This window comes from Citrobacter sp. R4, from assembly GCF_026719175.1.
GTDB lineage: Bacteria > Pseudomonadota > Gammaproteobacteria > Enterobacterales > Enterobacteriaceae > Citrobacter_A > Citrobacter_A sedlakii.
The window spans coordinates 184918-208131 of record NZ_JAPPSU010000004.1 but is presented as its reverse complement, the minus strand read 5'-3'; the positions used below and the strand labels follow the sequence as shown (position 1 = coordinate 208131).

17 protein-coding genes are annotated in these 23214 nt (G+C 55.5%); 9 read left to right on the top strand and 8 right to left on the bottom strand.

The genetic code is table 11. The annotated features are described in order from the left end of the window. The first annotated feature begins 103 nt into the window (after nucleotides 1-103). The 3 genes from hmsP (at nucleotide 104) to OOJ60_RS11625 (ending at nucleotide 5269) form a co-directional block, all read left to right on the top strand. Nucleotides 104-2092, top strand: a complete 1989-nt coding sequence (gene hmsP / locus OOJ60_RS11635; RefSeq protein WP_181822361.1) for a biofilm formation regulator HmsP — start codon at nucleotides 104-106, stop codon at nucleotides 2090-2092. A 175-nt stretch (nucleotides 2093-2267) separates the two neighbouring features. Beyond that, nucleotides 2268-3554, top strand: coding sequence for a C4-dicarboxylate transporter DctC (gene dctA, locus OOJ60_RS11630; protein WP_042286745.1), 1287 nt, complete (start codon nucleotides 2268-2270; stop codon nucleotides 3552-3554). Between the two features lie 221 nt (nucleotides 3555-3775). After that, complete coding sequence (locus tag OOJ60_RS11625) at nucleotides 3776-5269, top strand: M16 family metallopeptidase (protein WP_042286742.1); 1494 nt, start codon at nucleotides 3776-3778, stop codon at nucleotides 5267-5269. 54 nt (nucleotides 5270-5323) lie between these two features. Here OOJ60_RS11625 and OOJ60_RS11620 read toward each other — a convergent pair whose 3' ends face one another. Continuing rightward, on the bottom strand, nucleotides 5324-6253 hold the full coding sequence (locus OOJ60_RS11620; RefSeq protein WP_205612591.1) for a sugar kinase: 930 nt from the start codon (nucleotides 6251-6253) through the stop codon (nucleotides 5324-5326). Between the two features lie 229 nt (nucleotides 6254-6482). On the opposite strand from OOJ60_RS11620, the gene pdeH reads away from it, so the two are divergent. Both pdeH and OOJ60_RS11610 read left to right on the top strand, forming a co-directional pair. After that, nucleotides 6483-7250, top strand: coding sequence for a cyclic-guanylate-specific phosphodiesterase (pdeH, locus tag OOJ60_RS11615; RefSeq protein WP_042286736.1), 768 nt, complete (start codon nucleotides 6483-6485; stop codon nucleotides 7248-7250). Nucleotides 7251-7326: 76 nt separating this feature from the next. Continuing rightward, nucleotides 7327-9387 carry an AsmA family protein gene (locus OOJ60_RS11610; protein WP_205612590.1) on the top strand — a complete coding sequence of 687 codons (2061 nt, stop codon included), beginning with the start codon at nucleotides 7327-7329 and terminating at the stop codon, nucleotides 9385-9387. 102 nt (nucleotides 9388-9489) lie between these two features. Here the strand turns inward: OOJ60_RS11610 and OOJ60_RS11605 are convergent, their stop codons facing one another. From OOJ60_RS11605 to OOJ60_RS11595, 3 genes are all read right to left on the bottom strand, one after another. After that, nucleotides 9490-10812, bottom strand: a complete 1323-nt coding sequence (locus OOJ60_RS11605) for an MFS transporter (protein ID WP_042286730.1) — start codon at nucleotides 10810-10812, stop codon at nucleotides 9490-9492. Between the two features lie 308 nt (nucleotides 10813-11120). After that, the gene (gene yhjD, locus OOJ60_RS11600) at nucleotides 11121-12149 is read right to left on the bottom strand and encodes an inner membrane protein YhjD (RefSeq protein WP_042286727.1); all 1029 of its coding nucleotides are present in this window, start codon (nucleotides 12147-12149) and stop codon (nucleotides 11121-11123) included. A 48-nt stretch (nucleotides 12150-12197) separates the two neighbouring features. Further along, complete coding sequence (locus OOJ60_RS11595) at nucleotides 12198-13097, bottom strand: LysR family transcriptional regulator (RefSeq protein ID WP_042286725.1); 900 nt, start codon at nucleotides 13095-13097, stop codon at nucleotides 12198-12200. A gap of 119 nt (nucleotides 13098-13216) precedes the next feature. Between OOJ60_RS11595 and OOJ60_RS11590 the strand changes: the two genes are divergently transcribed. Next, nucleotides 13217-13975 carry an SDR family NAD(P)-dependent oxidoreductase gene (locus OOJ60_RS11590; RefSeq protein WP_060570213.1) on the top strand — a complete coding sequence of 253 codons (759 nt, stop codon included), beginning with the start codon at nucleotides 13217-13219 and terminating at the stop codon, nucleotides 13973-13975. 358 nt (nucleotides 13976-14333) lie between these two features. Beyond that, nucleotides 14334-14933 carry a response regulator transcription factor gene (locus OOJ60_RS11585; protein ID WP_200035563.1) on the top strand — a complete coding sequence of 200 codons (600 nt, stop codon included), beginning with the start codon at nucleotides 14334-14336 and terminating at the stop codon, nucleotides 14931-14933. A 12-nt stretch (nucleotides 14934-14945) separates the two neighbouring features. Here OOJ60_RS11585 and OOJ60_RS11580 read toward each other — a convergent pair whose 3' ends face one another. Beyond that, the gene (locus OOJ60_RS11580) at nucleotides 14946-15500 is read right to left on the bottom strand and encodes a GNAT family N-acetyltransferase (RefSeq protein WP_200035564.1); all 555 of its coding nucleotides are present in this window, start codon (nucleotides 15498-15500) and stop codon (nucleotides 14946-14948) included. A gap of 150 nt (nucleotides 15501-15650) precedes the next feature. Here OOJ60_RS11580 and OOJ60_RS11575 point away from each other — a divergent pair, with 150 nt between their 5' ends. Beyond that, on the top strand, nucleotides 15651-17234 hold the full coding sequence (locus OOJ60_RS11575; RefSeq protein ID WP_042286713.1) for an STY4199 family HEPN domain-containing protein: 1584 nt from the start codon (nucleotides 15651-15653) through the stop codon (nucleotides 17232-17234). Between the two features lie 47 nt (nucleotides 17235-17281). On the opposite strand, the gene OOJ60_RS11570 is transcribed toward OOJ60_RS11575, so the two are convergent. Then, nucleotides 17282-18931: an alpha,alpha-trehalase gene (locus OOJ60_RS11570; protein WP_042286711.1), complete on the bottom strand. Its 1650-nt coding sequence runs from the start codon at nucleotides 18929-18931 to the stop codon at nucleotides 17282-17284. A 421-nt stretch (nucleotides 18932-19352) separates the two neighbouring features. On the opposite strand from OOJ60_RS11570, the gene OOJ60_RS11565 reads away from it, so the two are divergent. After that, on the top strand, nucleotides 19353-20747 hold the full coding sequence (locus tag OOJ60_RS11565; RefSeq protein WP_205612589.1) for a cytochrome-c peroxidase: 1395 nt from the start codon (nucleotides 19353-19355) through the stop codon (nucleotides 20745-20747). A 49-nt stretch (nucleotides 20748-20796) separates the two neighbouring features. Here OOJ60_RS11565 and gorA read toward each other — a convergent pair whose 3' ends face one another. Beyond that, the gene (gorA, locus tag OOJ60_RS11560) at nucleotides 20797-22149 is read right to left on the bottom strand and encodes a glutathione-disulfide reductase (RefSeq protein ID WP_042286705.1); all 1353 of its coding nucleotides are present in this window, start codon (nucleotides 22147-22149) and stop codon (nucleotides 20797-20799) included. Nucleotides 22150-22220: 71 nt separating this feature from the next. Further along, complete coding sequence (locus tag OOJ60_RS11555; RefSeq protein ID WP_042286702.1) at nucleotides 22221-23063, bottom strand: 23S rRNA (adenine(2030)-N(6))-methyltransferase RlmJ; 843 nt, start codon at nucleotides 23061-23063, stop codon at nucleotides 22221-22223. Nucleotides 23064-23214: the final 151 nt, after the last annotated feature.

Below are 23214 nucleotides of genomic sequence, written 5' to 3'. Positions count from 1 at the left end.
ACGACCTGAACTCAGAAAAGTCCTTTTCAGATACGGCCTCTCTTAATGCCGCTGCAATCGGGTATACTCGGGCGGCAATTTGGGATATCCGGGGGAGACAATATTGCGCGTGAGTCGCTCGTTAACAATTAAGCAGATGGCAATGGTCGCGGCCGTTGTCATGGTGTTCGTTTTTATTTTTTGCACCGTTTTGCTATTCCATCTGGTCCAGCAGAACCGCTATAACACGGCTACGCAACTGGAAAGTATCGCCCGCTCCGTTCGTGAACCCTTGTCTGCCGCCATATTAAAAGCGGATCTCCCCGGCGCGGAGGCGATTCTCGCCAGCATAAAACCGGCTGGGGTGGTTCAGCGCGCCGATGTCGTGCTGCCAAATCAGTTTCAGGCGCTGCGCATGAGCTTCATTCCTGAACGCCCGGTGCCGGTCATGGTCACCCGACTTTTTGAATTACCGGTGCAAATTTCCCTGCCCGTCTATTCGCTCGAGCGTCCGGCGAACCCACAGCCGCTGGCCTATCTGGTTCTACAGGCGGATTCGTTCCGTATGTATAAGTTCGTCATGAGCACCCTCTCCACGTTAGTGACTATTTACTTACTTTTGTCACTCATGCTGACCGTGGCGATTAGCTGGTGCGTAAACCGCCTGATTCTGCACCCGTTGCGCAAAATCGCCCGCGAGCTGAACGATATTCCGCAACAGGATCTTATCGGGCATCAGCTGGCGCTGCCGCGTCTGCACCATGACGATGAGATCGGGATGCTGGTGCGCAGTTATAACCTTAATCAACAGATGCTTAAACGCCACAGCGAAGAGTTGACGGGGAACGCGATGCGTTTTCCGGTTTCCGAGCTGCCCAACAAAGCCTTTCTGATGGGGTTGCTGGAGCAAGTGGTGGCGCGACAGCAGACCACCGCGTTGATGATCGTCACCTGCGAAACGCTGCGTGATACCGCAGGCGTGCTGAAAGAGGCGCAGCGGGAAATCCTGCTGCTCACGCTGGTGGAAAAACTGAAATCGGTGATTTCCCCGCGAATGGTGCTGGCCCAGATCAGCGGCTACGACTTTGCGATTGTCGCTCACGGCGTGAAAGAGCCGTGGCACGCCATCACGTTAGGTCAGCAAGTGCTCACTATTATTAATGAGCGGTTACCGGTCCAGGGGATCCAGCTACGCCCGAGTTGCAGCATTGGCGTGGCGATGTTTTATGGCGACCTCAGCGCCGAGCAGCTCTACGTTCGTGCCGTTTCGGCGGCGTTTACCGCCCGTCGGAAAGGCAAAAACCAGATTCAGTTCTTCGACCCTGAACAAATGGCGCAGGCGCAAAAAAGGCTGACCGAAGAGAGCGACATTCTTACCGCGATGGAAAACCACCAGTTTGCGCTCTGGCTACAGCCGCAGGTGGCGATCGCCAGCGGCAAGGTGGTGAGCGCGGAAGCGCTATTGCGTTTGCAGCAACCGGACGGAAGCTGGGCGTTACCGGAAGGGCTGATTGAGCGCATCGAGTCCTGCGGCCTGATGGTCACCGTGGGGCGCTGGGTGCTGGAGGAGTCTTGCCGTCTGCTTGCCGCCTGGCAGGAACGCGGAATGGCCATGCCGCTGTCGGTCAACCTGTCGGCGCTGCAACTGATGCACCCGACCATGGTGTCGGACATGCTTGAGCTGCTGGCCCGTTATCGCATCCAGCCGGGTACGCTGATTCTGGAAGTGACCGAAAGCCGCCGTATCGACGACCCGCACGCCGCGGTGGCGATATTACGACCATTGCGAAACGCTGGCGTGCGCATTGCGCTGGATGATTTTGGTATGGGTTACGCGGGGTTGCGTCAGCTTCAGCATATGAAGTCGCTGCCGGTAGACGTACTGAAAATCGACAAAATGTTTGTCGACGGTCTGCCGGAAGATAACAGCATGATCACGGCGATTATTCAGCTGGCGCGCAGCCTGAATCTGCAAACGATCGCCGAGGGCGTTGAGAACGAGGCGCAGCGCGACTGGCTGGCGCAAGCCGGTGTGGATATCGCTCAGGGCTATCTTTTTGCCCATGCCGTGACGGCTGAAACCTTCCAGGAACAGTATCTCACGCACAAGTGACGTAATTACAAAACTTTAAAAAGGCCCGGCTTATGCGAGCCAGTTCAAAGTTTTTAACATTTTTGTTTCAATTATGATCCAGGTGCATTTCTGTCGTGTTGTCCGGGTGTTATTTTAAGGCCGCAGGTTAATCATAACCTTACAAGACCTGTGGTTTTTACTTCAAGGACACCCTATGAAAACCTCTCTGTTCAAAAGCCTTTATTTTCAGGTCCTGACAGCAATTGCCATTGGTATTCTCCTTGGCCATTACTACCCTGAATTAGGCGCACAAATGAAGCCGCTTGGCGACGCGTTCGTCAAGCTGATAAAGATGATCATCGCTCCTGTCATCTTCTGTACTGTCGTGACCGGCATTGCAGGCATGGAAAGCATGAAGGCCGTTGGCCGCACCGGTGCGGTAGCGCTGCTTTACTTTGAGATCGTCAGTACGATTGCGCTGATCATTGGTCTGATTATCGTTAACGTCGTGCAGCCAGGGGCCGGGATGAACGTTGATCCCGCGACTCTCGATGCGCAGGCGGTGGCGGTTTACGCCGAGCAGGCGAAAGATCAGGGCATTGTCGCCTTCCTGATGGATGTGATTCCGGGCAGCGTCATTGGCGCGTTTGCCAGTGGTAACATCCTGCAGGTGCTGCTGTTTGCGGTGCTGTTTGGCTTTGCCCTGCATCGCCTGGGCAGCAAAGGCCAGCTGATTTTCAACGTCATTGAAAGTTTCTCGCAGGTCATTTTCGGCATTATCAATATGATCATGCGCCTGGCGCCTATCGGCGCGTTCGGCGCAATGGCCTTCACCATCGGTAAATATGGCGTCGGGACGCTGGTGCAACTGGGGCAGCTTATTATCTGCTTCTACATCACCTGTATCCTGTTTGTGGTGCTGGTACTGGGTTCTATCGCGCGGGCGACGGGCTTCAGCATTTTCAAGTTTATCCGCTATATCCGCGAAGAGCTGCTGATCGTGCTGGGTACCTCCTCTTCTGAGTCCGCGCTGCCGCGTATGCTCGATAAGATGGAGAAGCTGGGCTGCCGCAAGTCGGTGGTTGGGCTGGTTATCCCCACCGGGTATTCCTTCAACCTTGACGGGACGTCGATATACCTGACGATGGCGGCGGTGTTTATCGCCCAGGCGACCAACAGCCATATGGATATCTTCCATCAGATCACGTTGCTGGTCGTGCTGCTGCTCTCCTCTAAAGGCGCGGCGGGGGTAACCGGAAGCGGCTTCATCGTGCTGGCGGCGACCATCTCTGCGGTAGGCCATCTGCCGGTGGCGGGCCTGGCGCTTATCCTCGGTATCGACCGCTTTATGTCGGAAGCCCGTGCGCTGACTAACCTGGTTGGCAATGGCGTGGCGACGGTCGTGGTGGCGAAATGGGTGAAAGAGTTGGATTCCCAAAAGCTCGACGATGTCCTGAATAATCGTGCGCCGGACGGCAAAACGAACGAAATATCCTCATAATCTCACGACTTATGACCGCAGTCCCTTGTGGGGCTGCGGGCTCCTGCGCATAATTGACCCCTGCACCTTAATCCTTCAACATGAAGGCATTGGGTTTATTTCACTTCTGCCGTGACATTTCCATGTTCTTGCGGTCTAACACGAAGTGTTTTTACGTCATATTCAGACTGGCCTTCGCAGGACTGTCTTTTTATTACCAGGATTGTTGATCAGGGGTTCACATGCAGGGCACAAAAATTCGACTTATAGCGGGCGGTTTGCTGATGATGGCCACTGCCGGCTATGTGCAGGCAGATGCGCTCCAGCCTGACCCAGCATGGCAACAGGGGACGCTGGCGAATGGATTACAGTGGCAAGTGTTAGCCACCCCGCAGCGCCCCAGCGACCGCATTGAGGTCCGCCTGCTGGTAAATACCGGTTCGCTCACCGAAAGTACGCAACAGAGCGGTTTCAGTCATATTATTCCTCGTATTGCGTTAACCCAGAGCGGCGGACTGGACGCCACCCAGGCGCGTTCGCTTTGGCAACAGGGTTTCGACCCCAAGCGTCCGATGCCGCCCGTTACCGTCTCCTATGACTCCACGCAATACAATCTCAGTCTGCCCAACAACCGTAACGATCTGCTGAAAGAGTCGCTGACCTATCTGGCGAATACGATGGGTAAACTGGCGATCACCCCGGAAACGGTGAACCATGCGATCAATAGCGAAGATATGGTCACTACGCTGCCGGTCGATACCAAAGAGGGCTGGTGGCGCTACCGGCTGAAAGGCTCCGCGCTGTTGGGCCACGATCCCGCTGAACCGCTGAAGAAGCCGATCGATGCGGCGAAAATTCACGATTTTTACCAGAAATGGTATACCCCGGACGCGATGACGCTGATTATTGTCGGTAACGTCGACGCGCGGACGGTAGCTGAGCAAATCAACAAAACGTTTGGCGAACTGAAGGGCAAACGCGAAACGCCTGCGCCAGTGCCGACGCTGTCGCCGCTGCGCGCTGAGGCGGTGAGCATCATGACCGACGCCGTGCGCCAGGATCGTTTGTCAGTCATGTGGGATACGCCGTGGCAGCCGATTCGCGAGTCATCCGCGCTGCTGCGCTACTGGCGCGCGGATCTGGCGCGTGAGGCGCTGTTCTGGCACGTACAGCAGGCGCTGAGTAAGAACAATGCTAAAGATATCGGCCTCGGTTTTGACTGCCGCGTGCTGTTTCTGCGCGCTCAGTGCGCCATCAATATTGAATCGCCGAACGATAAGCTCAACGCCAATTTAGGCACCGTGGCGCGCGAACTGGCGAAAGTGCGCGATAACGGTTTGCCGGAAGACGAGTTCAACGCGCTGGTGGCGCAGAAGAATCTGGAGCTACAAAAGCTCTTTGCCACCTATGCCCGCACCGATACTGACATTTTAATCAGCCAGCGCTTGCGTTCGCTGCAAAATCAGGTGGTTGATATCGCGCCGGAGCAGTATCAGCGTCTGCGTCAGGACTTTCTTAATGGTCTGACCGTGGAGATGATGAACCAAAGCCTGCGTCAGCAACTGTCCCAGGAGATGGCTTTGATTCTGCTGCAGCCGAAGGGAGAACCGGAATTTAACATGAAGGAACTGCAGGCCACGTGGGATCAGATTATGGCCCCGGTGAGCGCGGCGGCAGCGACGGTTGAAACGGATGATGCGCATCCGGAAGTCACGGATATTCCGGCCGCGCAGTAACCTGCAATTCTGTTGGCCCGGTAAGCGTAATGCTACCGGGCAACGGTGAATGGCTTACTGTGGCATTGCGTCGAGCGGGATAATCGCCCCGCGATGCTGTATTACCGTGCTGGCGGTCAGGTGTCCGCGCTTCGCAGCCGCTACGGTATCGCCACCGGTCAGGCGAATGGCCAGATATCCTGCGCTGAACGAGTCCCCTGCGGCGGTGGTATCAATGACGTTCTCTTTCGGCAGTTTTACCGCCGGGACGTCAATCAGATCTTGTCCCGCAACAGACACCAGGCAGGAATCTGCCCCGCGTTTCACCACCACTTCCTCTACGCCCGCGGCGTGCGTCCGCGCAATCACTTCTTCTACGGGTTTGACGCCCCACAGCGCGTCTTCGTCATCCAGCGTCAGGAAGGCGATATTGGTGCAGTCGAGCATCTGCTGATACACCTGCTGCGTTTCTTCTTTGCTTGCCCACAGACGCGGACGGTAGTTGTTGTCGAAAATGACTTTGCCGCCGTTAGCGCGGCACTCGCGCAGCAGGGACAACAGCTTTTCACGGCTGCCCGGGCTGAGGATCGCCAGGCTAATGCCGCTCAGGTAGAGATAATCAAACGTCGCCAGTTCTTCACAGATCGTCGCAGACTGCTCGCTCTCGAGCCAGAATTTCGCCGCGGCCTCGTTGCGCCAGTAGTAAAACGTGCGTTCGCCACTGCTGTCGGTCTCAATGTAGTACAGCCCCGGCAGACGGTTTTCCATACGCTGGGTCAGCGAGGTATCGACGTTTTCACCGTGCCATGCGTCCAGCATCTGCTGGCTGAAACTGTCCGTGCCCAGCGCCGTGACGTAGTGAACGGAAAGCGCCGCAGCGTCAACCTGGCGGGCAATATAAACGGAAGTATTCAACGTATCGCCACCGAAGCCGCGCTGAACGTCAGCGCCTTTCTGTGACAGTTCGATCATGCATTCGCCAATCACGGCAATCTTTTTGGACATAGTCGTGAACCTACCTGGAAAAATTAACGTTAGTGTGCGCTGTGGCTGTTTGGTGGTCAATCATATTAAAACAACGTTCCATTATTTTTTTGAGCCAGTCCGTATTCTGCGTTGTTTTTTCCTGACTGTTGTCGTTTTTGCGTGTGACGCAGCATAAAGTTCTTCGCGCGAAGGCCGATAACCCTTGACGAGTCCGGGCAGCCACACACTTAATCACGGGACATCGGCGATGATAAACCAGATTATCCAGCAGCTAAGCACGTCCGCAGCGAGCCCTGAATGCTTGCAGGAGCGTCGCTACTGGCTGCAGTGTGAGCGCGCTTACACTTTTCAGCCTATCTATCAGACCAACGGGCGTCTGTTGGCGGTGGAGCTTCTGACGGTGGTCACACATCCGGATAATCCCGCGCAACGCATTGCGCCCGACCGTTATTTTGCCGAAGTGGCGGTACGCCAGCGTATTGAGGTGATAAAAGAGCAGCTCTGCTTACTTGAACAAAAGGCAGACTTTTTCCAGCGTCACGCGCTTCTGGCGTCCGTCAACGTTGATGGCCCGACCTTAATCGCTCTGCGCGAGTATCCGCAGATCCTGCAGAATATCGAGCGTATGCCCTGGCTGCGCTTTGAGCTGGTGGAACACATCCGTCTGCCGAAAGAGGCCTCGTTTGCCTCGATGTGCGAGGCAGGACCGCTGTGGCTGGATGACTTCGGCACCGGGATGGCTAACTTTTCCGCCCTCAGCGAAGTGCGCTACGATTTTATTAAGATAGCCCGCGAGCTGTTTGTGTTGCTTCGTCAGACGTCAGAAGGGCGTAACCTCTTCACCCAACTGCTACAGCTGATGAACCGCTACTGCCGTGGCGTTATCGTAGAAGGTGTCGAGACGCAGGAAGAGTGGCGAGACGTACAGCGCTCGCCCGCGTATGCCGCTCAGGGCTATTTCCTCTCTCGTCCGCGACCTTTTGCCTGTCTGGATGAGGTGAATTTGTCGCATTAAATCAGGCTGTTTCCGGTAAATCCGCCTGGCTGGACTATCTTTAGGACAGGCAAGGGAAGAAGTGAGGAAGCAGAACATGACCAGAGCAGGCAAAATTACCGCCGCTGTAACAGGGACTTTCTTGTTGTTGATCGTCGTGCTCATCGTCCTGGTCGCGACATTTGACTGGAACCGACTCAAACCGACCATCAACCAGAAAGTCTCTGCGGAACTGAACCGTCCGTTCGCCATTCGCGGCGATTTAGGCGTGGTGTGGGAGCGTCAGAAACAGGAAACCGGCTGGCGAAGCTGGGTGCCGTGGCCGCACATCCACGCCGAGGATATTATCCTTGGCAACCCGCCGGATATCCCCGAAGTGACGATGGTGCATCTGCCTCGTGTTGAAGCGACGATTGCCCCGCTGGCATTGCTCACGAAAACCGTGTGGCTGCCGTGGATCAAGCTGGTGAAGCCCGACGCGCGGCTGATTCGTCTGACGGAGAAAAACAATAACTGGACGTTTGATCTCGCCGGGGATGAACAAAAAGATCCCAACGCGAAGCCGTCTGCCTGGTCTTTCCGCCTTGACAACATCCTTTTCGATCAGGGGCGGATCGCCATTGATGACAACGTCAGCAAGGCGGATATTGAGATCCTTGTCGATCCGCTGGGTAAGCCGCTGCCGTTTAGCGAAGTGACGGGAAGCAAAGGTAAAAATGAAAACGCCAACGTTGAGGATTACGTTTTCGCCCTGAAGGCGAAAGGGCGTTATAACGGCGAACCGCTCAGCGGGACGGGGAAAATTGGCGGTATGCTGGCGCTGCGTAGCGCTGATGCGCCATTCCCGGTGCAGGCTGATTTTCGTTCCGGAAATACCCGCGTGGCGTTTGTCGGAGTGGTGAACGACCCGATGAAAATGGGCGGCGTCGATTTACAGCTTACGTTTTCCGGCGATTCGCTGGCGGAACTGTATGACCTGACCGGCGTCCTCTTGCCGGATACGCCGCCGTTTGAAACCGATGGCCGGCTGGTGGCGAAAATCGACAGCGAAAAATCCTCGGTCTATGACTACCGCGGCTTCAACGGACAGATTGGCGACAGCGACATTCACGGCTCGCTCACCTATACCACCGGTAAACCGCGTCCGAAGCTGGAAGGAGATCTGGAGTCTCGCCAACTGCGTCTGGCGGATTTAGGCCCGCTGATTGGCGTCGATTCCGGCAAAGGAGCCGAACAGACCCGGAGTTCAGAACAGAAAAAGGGTGAAAAAAGCGTCCAGCCTGCGGACAAAGTGCTGCCCTATGACCGTTTTGAAACCGATAAGTGGGACGTCATGGACGCCGACGTGCGCTTCAAAGGACGGCGCATTGAGCACGGTAGCAGCCTGCCGATTAGCGATCTCTCTACCCATATCATCCTGAAAAATGCCGATCTGCGTCTGCAGCCGCTGAAGTTTGGCCTGGCAGGCGGCAGCATCAACGCCAACATCCATCTGGAAGGTGATAAAAAGCCTATGCACGGACGGGCGGATATTCAGGCGCGCCGTCTGAAACTGAAAGAGCTGATGCCGGATGTTGAACTGATGCAGAAGACGCTGGGTGAGATGAACGGTGACGCCGAGTTTCGCGGCACCGGGAACTCCGTAGCGGCGCTGCTTGGCAACAGCAATGGCAACCTGAAACTGTTGATGAACGACGGTTTAATCAGCCGCAACCTGATGGAGATCGTCGGGCTGAACGTCGGTAACTACATTGTCGGGCAGATTTTTGGCGACGATGAGGTACGGGTGAACTGCGCGGCAGCCAATCTGGATATCGTTAACGGCGTGGCGCGCCCGCAGATTTTCGCTTTTGATACCGAGAATGCGCTGATCAACATTACCGGAACGGCGAGCTTCGCGTCTGAGCAACTCGATTTAACCATTGATCCGGAAAGTAAAGGGATCCGCATTATTACTCTGCGCTCGCCGCTGTACGTGCGCGGCACCTTCAAAAATCCGCAGGCCGGGGTGAAGGCGGGGCCGCTGATCGCGCGTGGGGCCGTCGCCGCTGCGCTGGCGACTTTGGTCACCCCAGCCGCTGCGCTGTTAGCGCTGATTTCGCCCTCTGAAGGCGAGGCGAATCAGTGCCGAACGATTTTGACCCAGATGAAGAAATAATGTCCTTCGCCGCGTTGCCCGGCGGCGCTATGCTTGCCGGGCTGTCGGGAAGGCACACAAGAGGGTGACCGGATAAGGCGATGCCGGCATCCGGCCAATGACTCACAGCGACTGATGACGCGTCTCGTGCGTTAACAGCAGCGCAATCAGCGTCAGCGCGGCCATTGATGCCAGATAAAGACCCACGGCGGCCAGCCCATAGTTTGACTGCAACCATGCGGCGATATACGGCGCCACCGACGCGCCAAGAATCGACGACACGTTATAGGAGAACGACGCGCCGGTGTAGCGTACTTCCGTGGGGAACAGCTCCGGCAGCAGCGCACCCATCGGGCCAAAGGTCAGCCCCATCAGGCTTAGCCCCAACAGCAGAAAAGCAAACACCAGCACCGGGTTTCCGGAACCGAGCAACGGTTTAAACGCGAACAGGGCAAAAAGGATGATCAGGCTGGTAATAATCACCATGCTCTTACGACGCCCAAACGCATCCGCGAGCAGACCTGCAATGGGGACCATTACGCCGAAACCAATGACCGCCATCATCAGCATCCACAGCACCTCATTACGCGGCATGCCCAGCCCAACGGGAGCGGCTGCGGTACTGTAGGTCATTGAATAAACAGTCATAATATAAAACAGCGTGTAGGTCGCCAGCATGATAAAGGTGCCGAGGATTGTCACGCGCACATGTTTAGTCAACAGCGTGCCGAGCGGGATCTTGACCTGTTTTTTCGCTGCGGCGACTTTGGCGAAGACCGGCGTTTCATGCAGCGACACGCGAACATACAGGCCGATGATCACCAGCACTGCCGAGAAGATAAACGGCACGCGCCAGCCCCAGGTCATAAACTGCTCGTCGGTCAGCAGCCAGGAGAGCAGCAGGAAAGTGCCGTTGGCAAAAAAGAAGCCAATCGGCGCGCCCAACTGCGGAAACGAACCGTACAACGCGCGCTTGCGCGGCGGCGCGTTTTCGGTGGCCAGCAGCGCTGCGCCGCCCCATTCGCCGCCGAGTCCCAGACCCTGACCAAAACGCGCCAGCGCCAGCAGCAGCGGCGCGAAGATACCAATGGTGGCATAGCCTGGCAGCAGGCCGATGATAACCGTTGAAATCCCCATGGTTAGCAGCGACGCCACCAGCGTCACTTTACGCCCCACCCGATCGCCAAAGTGACCAAACAGCGCGGAGCCGATGGGACGCGCGACAAAGGCGATGGCGAAGGTGGCGAGCGACTGCAGCGTGGCGGCTGTCGGGTCGCCCTGCGGGAAGAAGATATGTGGGAAAACAATCACCGCAGCGGTGGCGTAAATGTAGAAGTCGAAGAACTCAATGGCGGTGCCAATGAGTGAGGCGACGACGACTTTATTACGCGAGTTGACCGGCGTGTGTTCCTGTTCATTGTCGAGTGTGGTGGCTGTTGCTTGCATACAATTTTCTTATTTTTTGGCGAACGAAAGGCCATATTACGCACAGCAAAAGCGACATTTCAATCTGTAACAACGTAGTGGAATGGCTAAAAAATGGGCAAAAAGCGGATAATTTTTACGCCTGAGATTTCACGTCCATGAAATGCTTCACATAATTGTAAACTTAGTGGATGAAACTGGTTTTCGGTTAAATAAAAGTTACGGCCTGGATTTATATGCTGAATCAATGAGTGCTGGCGGAAGTCCATGCCTGGTCGGCCTTAGCTGGCCGGATGAGCGAGTCGCTATCCGGCACGTCGATACCGCCTCTAGCGGTGGCTTTTGCCCGGCATACGCGGGTCGTCTTTGTATTCGGCGGTGGCGATCCACGCGGCGCAAAACAGCGTCAGGCGGGCGAAAAAGTAAAAGAACGCCATCAGCCCCAGCACCGAGCCAAATGCGGCGCCGGACGGCGATTTCACCAGCGCGGGCAGGGTATAGGTCATGATGATTTTGATCACCTCAAAGCCAATCGCCGCAATAAACGTTCCGCGAATTAGCGCTTTTTTGCGCGGACGATGGCGCGGCAGACGCCAGAAAATCCAGAAGAACAACAGGTAGTTGGCGAAGATAGAGATCGTCAGGCCAATCAGACGCCAGGCCGGTTTCAGCCATTCAATGTTGTCCAGATACAGCGCCGAAATAATCATTTGTTGCGCCGAACCCGCAACCGAAGTTATCGACAACGTAATAATCAGCGCGACCAACAGCCCGATCAGCGAGATAAAATCGCGCAGGTACTTTATCCAGATTTTTTCCTGATCCTGCGGCGTGCGTTCCCACACGTCACGCGACTGCGCGCGTATCGCCTCACGCAGGTTACCCATCCAGTTCACCCCCGAATAGAGCGCCACCGCCAGACCCACCAGGCCAACGGTGGTACGCTGCTGCACCGCGGTATTGATGGTGCTTTTCAGCGTGGCGGCCAGCGTCGGGTCGCTGACGTTCATCAGAATCTTATTAAAGATATCCTGCAACAGCGTGGGATGGGAGACGAGGATAAAACCGGCGGCGGCAAACGACACCATCAGAAGCGGAATCATCGACAGAAACGAGAAGTAGGTGATGGCCGCGCCAAACTGATTGCCCAGGCGGTCGTTAAAGCGCTCAGTCGCGCGGATCAGATGCGCAATCATCGGAATGCGCTGGATCTGTTCCACCGTGGTGGTCAACTTTTTCAGCGTCGGGTTGCTGCTTTCCTGCTTCGGGGTCTCAATGGCTTCAGTCGTGTCGACCTTTGGGATCGGCTGGTGTTCAAGTTCCTGAGTGGGGCGTTTTACGTCGTTATCCTGCGTCATCAGGTCGGTCGTCCTTCTTTTGTTCATGTCTGCACAGAGTATAGCTTCTCAGTCCACGTAGTCCCGCATAACGCCGGATAACCATTCCATAAACAAATGGACCCGCCGCGAAAGATTCCGCCGATGGGGATAAAGTAGCGACACCGGCATCGGCGCGGCGCGGTACTGGGGCAGGATTTCGATCAGGCTGCCGCTGCGTAATGCCTCCCGCACGCCGACCCGCGGCACCTGTATGATGCCCAGACCCGCCAGACAGGCGGCGTGATAAGTTTCGGTGCTGTTTACCGTCAGCGTGCCGCCGGTTTTTATCCAGTGTGTGCCGCCGGCGCTGGCGATCTCAAAGCCGGGCGGGCGCGTCCCGAGATTCAGCGAATAATGCACCACGGCATGTGAGGCGAGATCGTCGGCGCTTTCCGGGTAACCAAAACGCTCCAGATACTGCGGACTGGCGCAGTTGATCACCGTCAGCTTACCGAGAGGACGAGCGATCAAACCGGAATCCTTAAGCGTGCCGACGCGCACTACGCAGTCAAACCCCTCGCGGACCAGATCCACCAGCCGATCGCTGCTGCTCAGCTCCAGCTCAATGCCGGGATACTGCTGTAAAAAGGCGGGCAGGCGCGGGATCACCAGATTCCTGGCGACGCCTACCGGCATATCGATCCGCAGCTTGCCGCTGATGCTGGTCGGGTCGTGTTGAAACAACCCGTCCAGCTCATCGAGGTTACTCAGCACATCTTTTGCTCGCTCGTAGTAGACCATGCCGTCCTGGGTCAGTTGAACCCGACGCGTGGTGCGGTGCAGCAACTGGGTGCCGAGATGGTTTTCCAGTGCCTGGATCTGGCGCGATACGCTACCTTTAGGTAGGCCCAGGGTATCGGCGGCACGCGAAAAGCTTTCCAGCTCCGCGACGCGAAGGAATAACTGCATTGCATGAATTTTATCCATTCGATTGACCTATTGTTGTTCTGGATGAAACAGTCATGCGCAATTCGCGACATTTATTGTTTTTCTATCACCTAATAAGCTTTGTCTCAATCTTCACAAGCGCAGAAATGAGGTTTCTTATGACGCAACGTATCGCATTGGTGACTGGCGCAAGCCGTGGACTGGGTAAAAACGCCGCGCTTAAGCTGGCGGACAAAGGAACGGATATCCTCATTACCTACAACAGCCAGCAGCAGGCGGCGCTGGATGTTGTCGCCGAAATTGAAGGAAAAGGCAGAAAAGCGGCGGCAATTCAGCTAAACGTCGCCGATACATCCGGCTTTTCCGACTTTGCGCAAACGGTAAAAGAACAGCTTCAACAACACTGGCATCGCGAGACATTTGATTATTTAGTGAACAATGCCGGTATTGGCGTGTATGCACCTTATGTCGACACGACCGAAGCGATGTTTGACGAACTGATGCGCATTCATTTTAAAGGCCCCTTTTTCCTGACTCAGCATCTGTTGCCGCTGCTGAAAAATGGCGGACGCATTCTCAATGTGTCAACCGGGCTGGCGCGTTTTGCCCTGCCGGGTTACGCGGCCTACGCTGCGATGAAAGGGGCAATGGAAGTCCTGACGCGCTATCAGGCGAAAGAACTTGGCGAACGGGGCATTTCCGTTAATGTTATCGCGCCCGGCGCAATTGAAACGGATTTCGGCGGCGGTCGTGTGCGGGACAATCAGGCGCTGAACGCGTGGATCGCGTCGCAAACGACGCTTGGTCGCGCAGGGCTACCCGATGACATCGGTGACGCTATTGCCGCGTTGCTCAGTGACGATCTGGCCTGGATGACCGCACAGCGTATTGAGGTGTCAGGCGGTATGTTTTTATAACCGCGGTTCAGCGGGCGAAAGTCCGCTGAATTAACCTAAAATGCGAATTTTTATTATGTTACATATTGCGGGTTTTTCACTTCTTTCCCTTTCTGCGCGCTTTCGATAATATTTTGATAAATAATATTATAAATCATTACCTCACCACGAATTTATAAGGATATCCTTAATTTAACGTCGGTATTTTCGTCAAATGTGTAATTTATGGGGCTGAGCTGTAACTATTCGTCTTTTTTTCTTCTCTCCGTGCGTGATATCGGTAGAATGGCCCCCGCCAAAAGGCGAATTCTTATTTTACCCCCCGGGTAATACCCTTTCACTCCTTAATGCGATTTTGGAAAACGGTGGAGAGAGAGTAATGAACATCATCATGTTTGACAGGCAGTCAATATTTATTCATGGAATGAAAATCAGTTTAGAACAGCGAATTCCAGGAGTAAGTATTCAGGGCGTCAGTCAGGCGGATGAACTCTGGCAAACGCTGGAAAACACCCCGGACGCCCTGCTGATGCTGGACGGCGACCTTGACGGCGAGTTTTGCCGCTGGTTATTACAGACTCTGGTCCAGCGGTTTCCGCAGGTGAGGACCTTGATTTCGGTGACAGACTGCAGCAAAAAGTGGCTTCAGGAAATGGTGCAATATAACGTGCTGGCGATTGTGCCGCGTGATTCTGTCGCCGAAAAATTCGCCCTTGCCTTAAATAGCGTCGCGATGGGAATGTTATTTTTACCCAGTGAATTGTTAACAACTTCATCACCTGAATATCGTGATATAAACGCATTAAGTAGCCGACAGCGAGAAATTTTAACAATGCTTGCGGCGGGCGAATCAAATAAAGAAATTGGCCGTGCGTTAAATATCAGTACCGGAACGGTTAAAGCGCATCTTGAAACGCTTTATCGCCGCCTCGACGTGAAAAACCGTACGCAGGCGGCCATGCTGTTGTTTCAGCCATAAGGCAATCGCTTTTTATTTCGTGGCCAGAGATGTGCTGGTCGCGAAATAGTCCCGCTTCAGTAGACCGAACAGCCAGTCATTTTGCCAGCGCTGTTCGAGCCAGTAGCTTTCCCGTAGCGTGCCTTCCAGTACAAATCCTGTTTTTTCCAGCAAGCGCCGCGAGGCCTGGTTTCCTTCTGTGACGCAGGCCGTCAGGCGGCGTAAGCCGCCCGTTGTGAAGGCGTAGTCGCAGACTGCGCGCAGGGACTCCATGCCATACCCTTTCCCCTGCGCCTCCGCTGCCAGCAGGAACCCCACTTCCGCGTTTCCTTCATCATGCTGAATATACCCCGTCACGCCCAGCGGCGTCTGCGTCGCCGTGTCGCACACCACAAGGCACAGCCAGTGCGCTGCGCCAGGCTGCCATGCCGGCAGGCGGGCGTCAAAGGCGTCACGGATCTGTTTTTCGCTGCGCGCGTCAGCAACGTAACGCATCACCGACGGGTGTCGCTGGAGCGCGAGAAAAAAGGGCCAGTCGTGGGAGACGATGGGGCGACAGGTCAGGCGGTCGGTCGTTAACACGGGCACGGGGCACACTCCTGAAAATTTCTCGATGTTCACACAGCGGTCACTGTATTAATGATTAAACATGTTATATCTATAAAAAGTAATAATTAAAACAATGTACTAAAGCAAAATTTATTCCCGGTGGGGTGGACTTTCTGGTGAAGGAAGAGAATGACGATTAGCGTTTTACAGACCACACGCACGACGTTTGAACACTGCCTGGGAATCATCCGCCAGGCTTCCGTTGAAATCCTGCTGTTGTTGGGGGTACATGCTTCTGAAGGCAAAGATCCGCGCTGGTTTCTTGAACAACTGGATCAGGCCCGACTGAATCTGGGGGGCTGGAGCGCGGTCGCCCGGCGGCTGCATCTTAACGATGCGCAACTGAGCCAGTTGACGCTGCAACTGCGCCACCTTCAGCAGTGCGTGCCGCAATACGACAGTGGACAAGAGGTCAACGAGAATCAGCTTATTGCCGCCCTGCGGGTAGTGAATGCCCTTGAACGACTGCGCCAGCATCAGCCGTTGCTGAACTACAAGACAGACATAGAGCAAACCGATGCAAGCCAGCAGATGCGCGCCGAGCGCCAGCTGCGCGCGATTGAACTGACGTTAATCGCCCTGATTGCGCAAATGTGGCCGGACAAGAGTCAGCTCAACAACTATCTCAGACAGAGCTTCGGCGCCGATAAGCTCAGACGCTGGATTAAGCAGGGTGAAAAGCAGGATCCGCTGAGCGGAATGCGCTTTAGCGAACTGGCGCTAATGGTGGTCGATAAGAAAACCTTTAGCCGCCATTATGCCGGGATCTTTAACGATGCATCCGTGTTGACGCTGTTTGTAGAACCGCGCCTCACACTACGCATGTTTCTTGATGACTGCCGGCAGGCGCGTAACAGCGTACTGGCCGGCGTTCCCTTATCATCGGCGCAACTAACGCTACTGGCCTGCCAGTTTCAGCATATTGTCCGCCCCGTACAGCGGGCTTACGAACAGGGACGAGGGCGGGTAAACCCGACGGCGTTCATGATCGTGGAAGAAGGAAAACTGGCGCAATACTGGGACGATGCGCGGCATAAAGACCATCAGGCAGGCGGTGACGCGCAGGAGATCGGCGAATCCATTGATCCACCGCGCAAGCGGCCGCAGCGCACGGCGGAAGAACGCGAGCAGCTGATTTCCGGCGTGCTGTGGGGCGCCGTCGGCGTGATGGTCTTCGCCATGCTCGGCGGCGGCGCGTGGCTGGTCAGCTCCCAGCCGCCAGCGCCAGCCCCAAGCGTGGCTATCGTGCAGAGCGAACCCAAGCGTGAAATGCCCTCTGCACGGGAGACGGTCAGCCAGATGGGGATTACCTGGGATGCGTTTTCACTTCGGGCGGCCATCGATCGTAACGATGTGCGGGTCACCAGCCTTTTTTTACAAGGCGGAATGAACTGGCAGATTGCCTGGACGGAGACGGCGTTTGCCCGCGGACACGACGACGTTTTACAGCTGCTGCTGCGCTATCCCTCCCAGATGGACGAAAACAAGCCCTGTCGACGGTTCATCAACACGCTGGGTCACGCCATGTCAGGCGGCGCGACGATGACCAGTGAGCACAAAGCCTACCTGCAACGATTTTGCACCGTGCCTGCGGTGGTGAAGCGCCAGCAGTATGATATGGAGCAGGCGGAACGGCGCTTGCGCGCCGACCCCAGCGCGGATAATAAAAAGTGGCACAGGATCCAACGCGCCATTTATGACGCCATCAGGTAATGCGGTAGGCCGGAGAAGGCGCTTCGCGCCGCCATCCGGTACTCGCTTTAAGGTTCGCCGTACAAGCCAATCAGCCGACGCACCACGCCGTTCGTCCAGCCGAAGCCGTCCTGCAACGGATATTCACCACCACCCCCTTCACGCGGGGTGCCGCCAGCGATGTGATACTTCTCGATCAGCTTGTGGTGCTGTTGATAAAAAAGATTCACCGTTTGCAACCAGCTATGCGCTATCTCATCGCCAAGCGCGTCGTCGCCGTACATTTTGAAGCCCTGAATCGCCATCCACTGGAGCGGCGCCCAACCGTTGGGTTTATCCCACTGCTCGCCGGTTTCATACTCGGTGGCGAGGATCCCGCCAGGCGTCAGCAGGCGGTTACGTACCGCGTCGCCGAGGCGATCGGCCTGTTCGTGCGTCGCCATGCCGACATACAGCGGCACGATGCTGGCGGCGGAAAACAGCGCCATCTCTCCGCGTCGCCAGTCATAGTCGCGATAGCAGCCGTTTTCTTCATCCCACAGATAGCGGTTTACTGCCGCCCGTCGGTCGCTGGCCTTCTGGCGAAATTCCGCTTCCACCTCGCGTTCTCCTTTCAGCGCCGAAATATTGGCGATAGCGCTTTCCAGCTTAAACAGGAAGGCGTTGAGATCGATCGGGATAAACTGCGTTGTGCGAATGCTCGCCAGACGCGTGGCGTCGCGCAGCCAGCGGGAAGAGTAGTCCCAGCCAGAGGCCGCGCCCGCACGCAGGTCGCGATAGACCTCATTTGGCGGACGCCCGGAGTGCTTGGCGGTTTCCACATCTTCCAGCCACGACTCGTCGCGCGGCGTGTCACGATCGTCCCAGTAACGGTTGAGCAGCGAACCGTCCGGCATGCGAACCACGTGACGATAGGCCTGGTTAAGCACCAGCGACTCCGCCCCGTCCATCCAGAAGGCGTACTCCATTTTCAAATGATCGAGATAACGCCGCGCGCCGCGTACGCCATCCTCTTCGAACAATTCGACCATCAGGGCGAAGACCGGCGGCTGCGAGCGGCTCAGATAATAGGTGCGGTTACCGTTAGGAATGTGACCGTATTTCTCGATCATCCACGCAAAATTATCCGCCATGCATTTCAGCAGATCTTCCCGGCCGCTTTCCGCCAGGCCCAGCATGGTGAAGTAGGAATCCCAGTAGTAGGTTTCACTAAATCGGCCGCCTGGCACGATATAAGACTGCGGCAACGCCAGCAGCGAGGACCACGGGATATGATCCTGCGGTTCGCGGGTAAGCACCGGCCACAGACGGTCAATGTGTTCTTTAAGCGTATTTTCAGGGTCTGAGACATATTGGCTGTCGTACACTTCCGGCAACCAGAAGTGGTTTTCGACAAACTGTCGCAAATCGAAATCCCGATGACGTCTGACTTTACGGTAGCGGATCAGAATATCGAGCGGATCCATTTTCGGCGCGCAGTCCGGGAACGTTTTGCTGTCGGGAAACAGCTTTACGGACTGCACATGCTCAAACAGTTCAAGATAACGATCGGCTGGCGTCAGGGCGTCAGAGGCGGGGAGCCCCTCAATCATCTCAGGTTCCGGTTCTGCCTCGATCATCTCATCCAGCTTTAACTCGCACGGATCCGTTTCGTACATCAGATCGACATCGATCGTGAGTTCCTCTGACGGGACGTGTTGTAGGTTCTGGTTGATCATAATGAGAAGGACCTCCGGATTGCGTCGTAAATGATACGGGTGTTGCCCGGCTGTTTTTTAAGCGTAGACATTCGCTTCGGTCTGTGCGGTGCAAAGTGTGCGGTCGATCACGTTTCGATATTTCCTCTTTTATCATATAAATAATTTATCTGTTTGAAAGACAGCGCTATTCTGAAAAATGATGTTGTGTCGACCGTCGCTATTTTCGGAACATTCGATTGCAACGAAGTATAAATAGCAAAAAATAAAAAACCCGTTAAATAATAGGGATAAGCTATCTCAACGATAGTTACCGCCCATGTTATTGCTTGATACTTATCAATCCCCGCTTCAGCGTCTTTTTTATTATGACTGGGTCTTTACAAGACACGTCATTTTATCTTTCTGGGACCCACTAACTCACTACCGTGAGGGTAAAATAATGAAAATCATTACCCGTCTTACCGCGATAGCCATCGCTGGCATCGTTCTATGTTATTTCGGCTTATCCGCTTACGTCTGGTACCACGAAAAGCAGCGTAGCCAGACTGCATCCGTTCAGGCCTCTGCGCTGAAGGAAAATAACCAGGTGTTGGGGTTTTTAAGAGAGAAGGGATGCGATTATTGCCATACCCCCTCCGCTGAACTTCCTTTTTATTCTTCTTTCCCCATCGCCAGGCAACTGATGAATTACGATATTCAGCTTGGCTATAAATCTTTCAATCTGGAGGCCGTTCGCGCCGCGCTGGTGGCCAACGAGCCTGTTTCCCAGAGCGATCTGAATAAAATCGAGTGGGTGATGCAATACGAAACCATGCCACCGACGCGCTATACCGCGCTGCACTGGGCGGGGAAGGTGAGCGATGAGGAACGGAAGACGATTCTGGACTGGATCGCGAAGCAGCGTGAGCAGTATTACGCCAGCCATGACACCGCCGCGCAGCATCGCAATGAGCCGGTGCAGCCGATTCCAAAAGTCTTACCGACCGATGCGCAAAAAGTGGCGCTGGGTTTCACGCTGTATCACGATCCGCGTTTATCCGGCGACAGCACGATTTCCTGCGCCCATTGCCATGCGCTGAACGCGGGCGGAGTGGATGGTCGTAAAACGTCGATCGGCGTGGGCGGCGCGGTAGGGCCAATCAATGCGCCGACGGTGTTTAACTCCGTCTTTAACGTTGAGCAGTTCTGGGACGGACGCGCGCCAACGTTACAGGCGCAGGCCGGTGGACCGCCGCTGAACCCAATCGAGATGGCCTCGAAATCCTGGGATGAGATCATCAGTAAGCTCGACAAGGATCCTGTGCTGAAGCAGCAGTTCCAGGCGGTTTACCCGCAGGGGTTCAGCGGAGAGACAATCACCGACGCGATTGCCGAATTCGAGAAAACGCTGATCACCCCAGACTCCGCGTTTGATAAGTGGCTACGCGGCGACGAAAACGCGCTGACGGCACAGCAGAAGCACGGTTATCAGCTGTTCAAGGATAACAAGTGCGCGACCTGTCATGGCGGCGTGATTCTCGGCGGTCGGTCGTTTGAGCCGTTGGGTTTAAAGCGGGACTTTAACTTTGGTGAAATGACCGCAGCGGATATTGGGCGTATGAACGTTACCAATGAGTTGCGCGATAAACTGCGCCAGAAGGTGCCGGGTCTGCGTAACGTTGCGTTAACCGCGCCCTATTTCCACCGGGGCGATGTGCCGACCCTGGACGGCGCGGTGAAGCTGATGCTGCGTTACCAGGTCGGGAAAGAGATCCCGCAGGAAGATATCGATGATATCGTCGCCTTCCTCGAAAGCCAGACCGGGGTGTATACGCCGTATATGCAGGGCAAGTGATAAAAATCAGGCCGGGTAACGTGAAACCGCTATCCGGCCTTGATCATATTTAACGCATCGTCACAAATTCTTCCGCGGCGGTTGGGTGAATCGCTACGGTGTTGTCGAAGTCTTTCTTGGTGGCGCCCATTTTCAGCGCAACCGCGAAGCCCTGCAGCATTTCATCCATGCCGAAGCCAATACCGTGAATACCGACAATCTTCTCTTCCTGACCGACGCATACCAGCTTCATGCGGCACGGCTGGCGGTGAGAGGTAACGGCGGTATACATGGCGGTAAACGATGATTTGTAGACTTTCACCTGGTCATCGCCGTACTGCTCGCGCGCCTGCGGCTCGGTTAAGCCAACGGTGCCAATCGGTGGATGACTGAAGACCACGGTTGGGATGTTGCTGTAGTCCAGATGCTCGTCCGGCTTGTTGTTAAACAGGCGTTCAGAAAGACGACGACCCGCCGCCACCGCGACCGGCGTCAGTTCGACCGCGCCGGTGTTGTCGCCTACCGCGTAAATCCCTTCCACGTTCGTGTTCTGGTATTTATCAACGATGATGTAGCCTTTTTCATTCGTTTTCACGCCCGTTGCCGCCAGATTAAAATCATCTGTCGCCGGTTCGCGGCCAATCGCCCAGATCAGACAGTCAACCGTTTCGCGGCGACCGTCTTGCAGTTCCAGCGTCAGGCTGCCGTCGGCGTTTTTTACCACCGCTTTCGGAATGGCCTGGGTGTGCAGCGTCGGGCCTTCAGCGTTCATCACCTCGACCAGCGTCTCGGTGATCATCGGGTCAAAGCTGCGCAACGGCGCGTGTTTACGAACGAACAGGTGCGTTTGCGCTCCCAGACCATTGATCACGCCCGCCAGCTCGACGGCGATATAGCCTGCGCCAACTACCGCCACGCGTTCCGGCAGCGCGGGAAGTTCAAAGAAACCGTCAGAGTCGATGCCGTATTCCACGCCAGGAATATCCGGATGGCTTGGGCGGCCGCCCGTGGCGATCAGAATATGGTCGGCGGTCAGGGTTTCGCCGTTAACTTCGATGGTTTTTGCATCGACAAAGCGGGCAAAGCCCTTGATCACATCAACATTATTTTTACCCAGCACGTTATCGTACGAGGTGTGAATACGGTCAATATAGGCGGTACGGCTGGCAATCAGCGTGTCCCAATTGAAATTATTGATGGTGGTATCAAAACCGTAGTCCGGGCCGTACAGATGGATCGCTTCGCGAATCTGCGCAGCATGCCACATCACTTTTTTCGGCACGCAGCCGACGTTGACGCAGGTGCCGCCCAGCTCTTTGGCTTCAATCAGCGCACACTTCTGGCCGTACATCGCTGCACGGTTAATCGAGGCGATACCGCCGCTGCCACCGCCGATAGCGATGTAGTCATAATGTTTGCTCATAGGTCTTATCCTTCCGTTCAGATTGCCGCGATTGTATACCTGAAATCAATTGGTTCCACCAATGGCTGCGATTACTCCGGCACGATCCAGTTCACCGATGTATGTCCGGTTCCGGCGGGAACCAGTTTGCTGTGCAGCCATGGCAGCACGTTGTTCATTTGCGCTTCCAGCTTCCACGGCGGGTTGATCACAATCATTCCGGAGGCGGTCATGCCGCGCTGGTCGCTGTCCGGGCGCACGGCCAGTTCAATTTGCAGGATCCTTCGGATGCCAGTGGCTTCCAGGTCGTGGATCATGCGTTTGACTTGCTGGCGGAGCACCACCGGATACCACAGGGCGTAAGTGCCGGTGGCGAACCGTTTATAGCCTTCGCTGATGCCGCTGACCACGGCCTGGTAGTCACTTTTGATTTCATAAGGCGGGTCAATAAGAATCAGGCCGCGGCGGGAAGCCGGAGGCAGCTTAGACTTCAACTGCTGATAGCCGTCGGCGCGCGCCACACGGGCGCGGCTGTCTTTCTGAAATTCGCCGCGCAGCAGCGGAAAATCGCTCGGGTGCAGCTCAGTCAACTGTAGGCTGTCCTGCTCGCGCAGCAGCTGACGGGCGATCAACGGCGAGCCAGGGTAATAACGCAACTGACCGCTGCGGTTGAAGTGGCTCACTACGTTAATGTACGGCTCCAGCTCGGCGGGCAGGTCGTCCTGCTGCCAGATGCGGGCGATGCCTTCCAGGTATTCCCCGGTGCGCTCGGCATGTTCACTGCTCAGCTGATAGCGACCTGCCCCGGCATGGGTGTCCAGATAAAGAAACGGTTTTTCCTTCTCTTTCAGCGATTCAATGATCAGGCTCTGAACGGTGTGTTTAAGGACGTCGGCGTGGTTGCCTGCGTGGTAGCTATGGCGATAACTGAGCATGGATGAAAGTATTCCAGATAATAAACGTAGACCCAAAAGCTGCGCGCCATCGGGCAAAAATAGAGCGTATCGCCACAGTATACAGAAAAGTTCCCCCTGCCGCGAAAGCGCAACGCCCGGTATTGAAATCCTCTACACTTATCCCCATTGT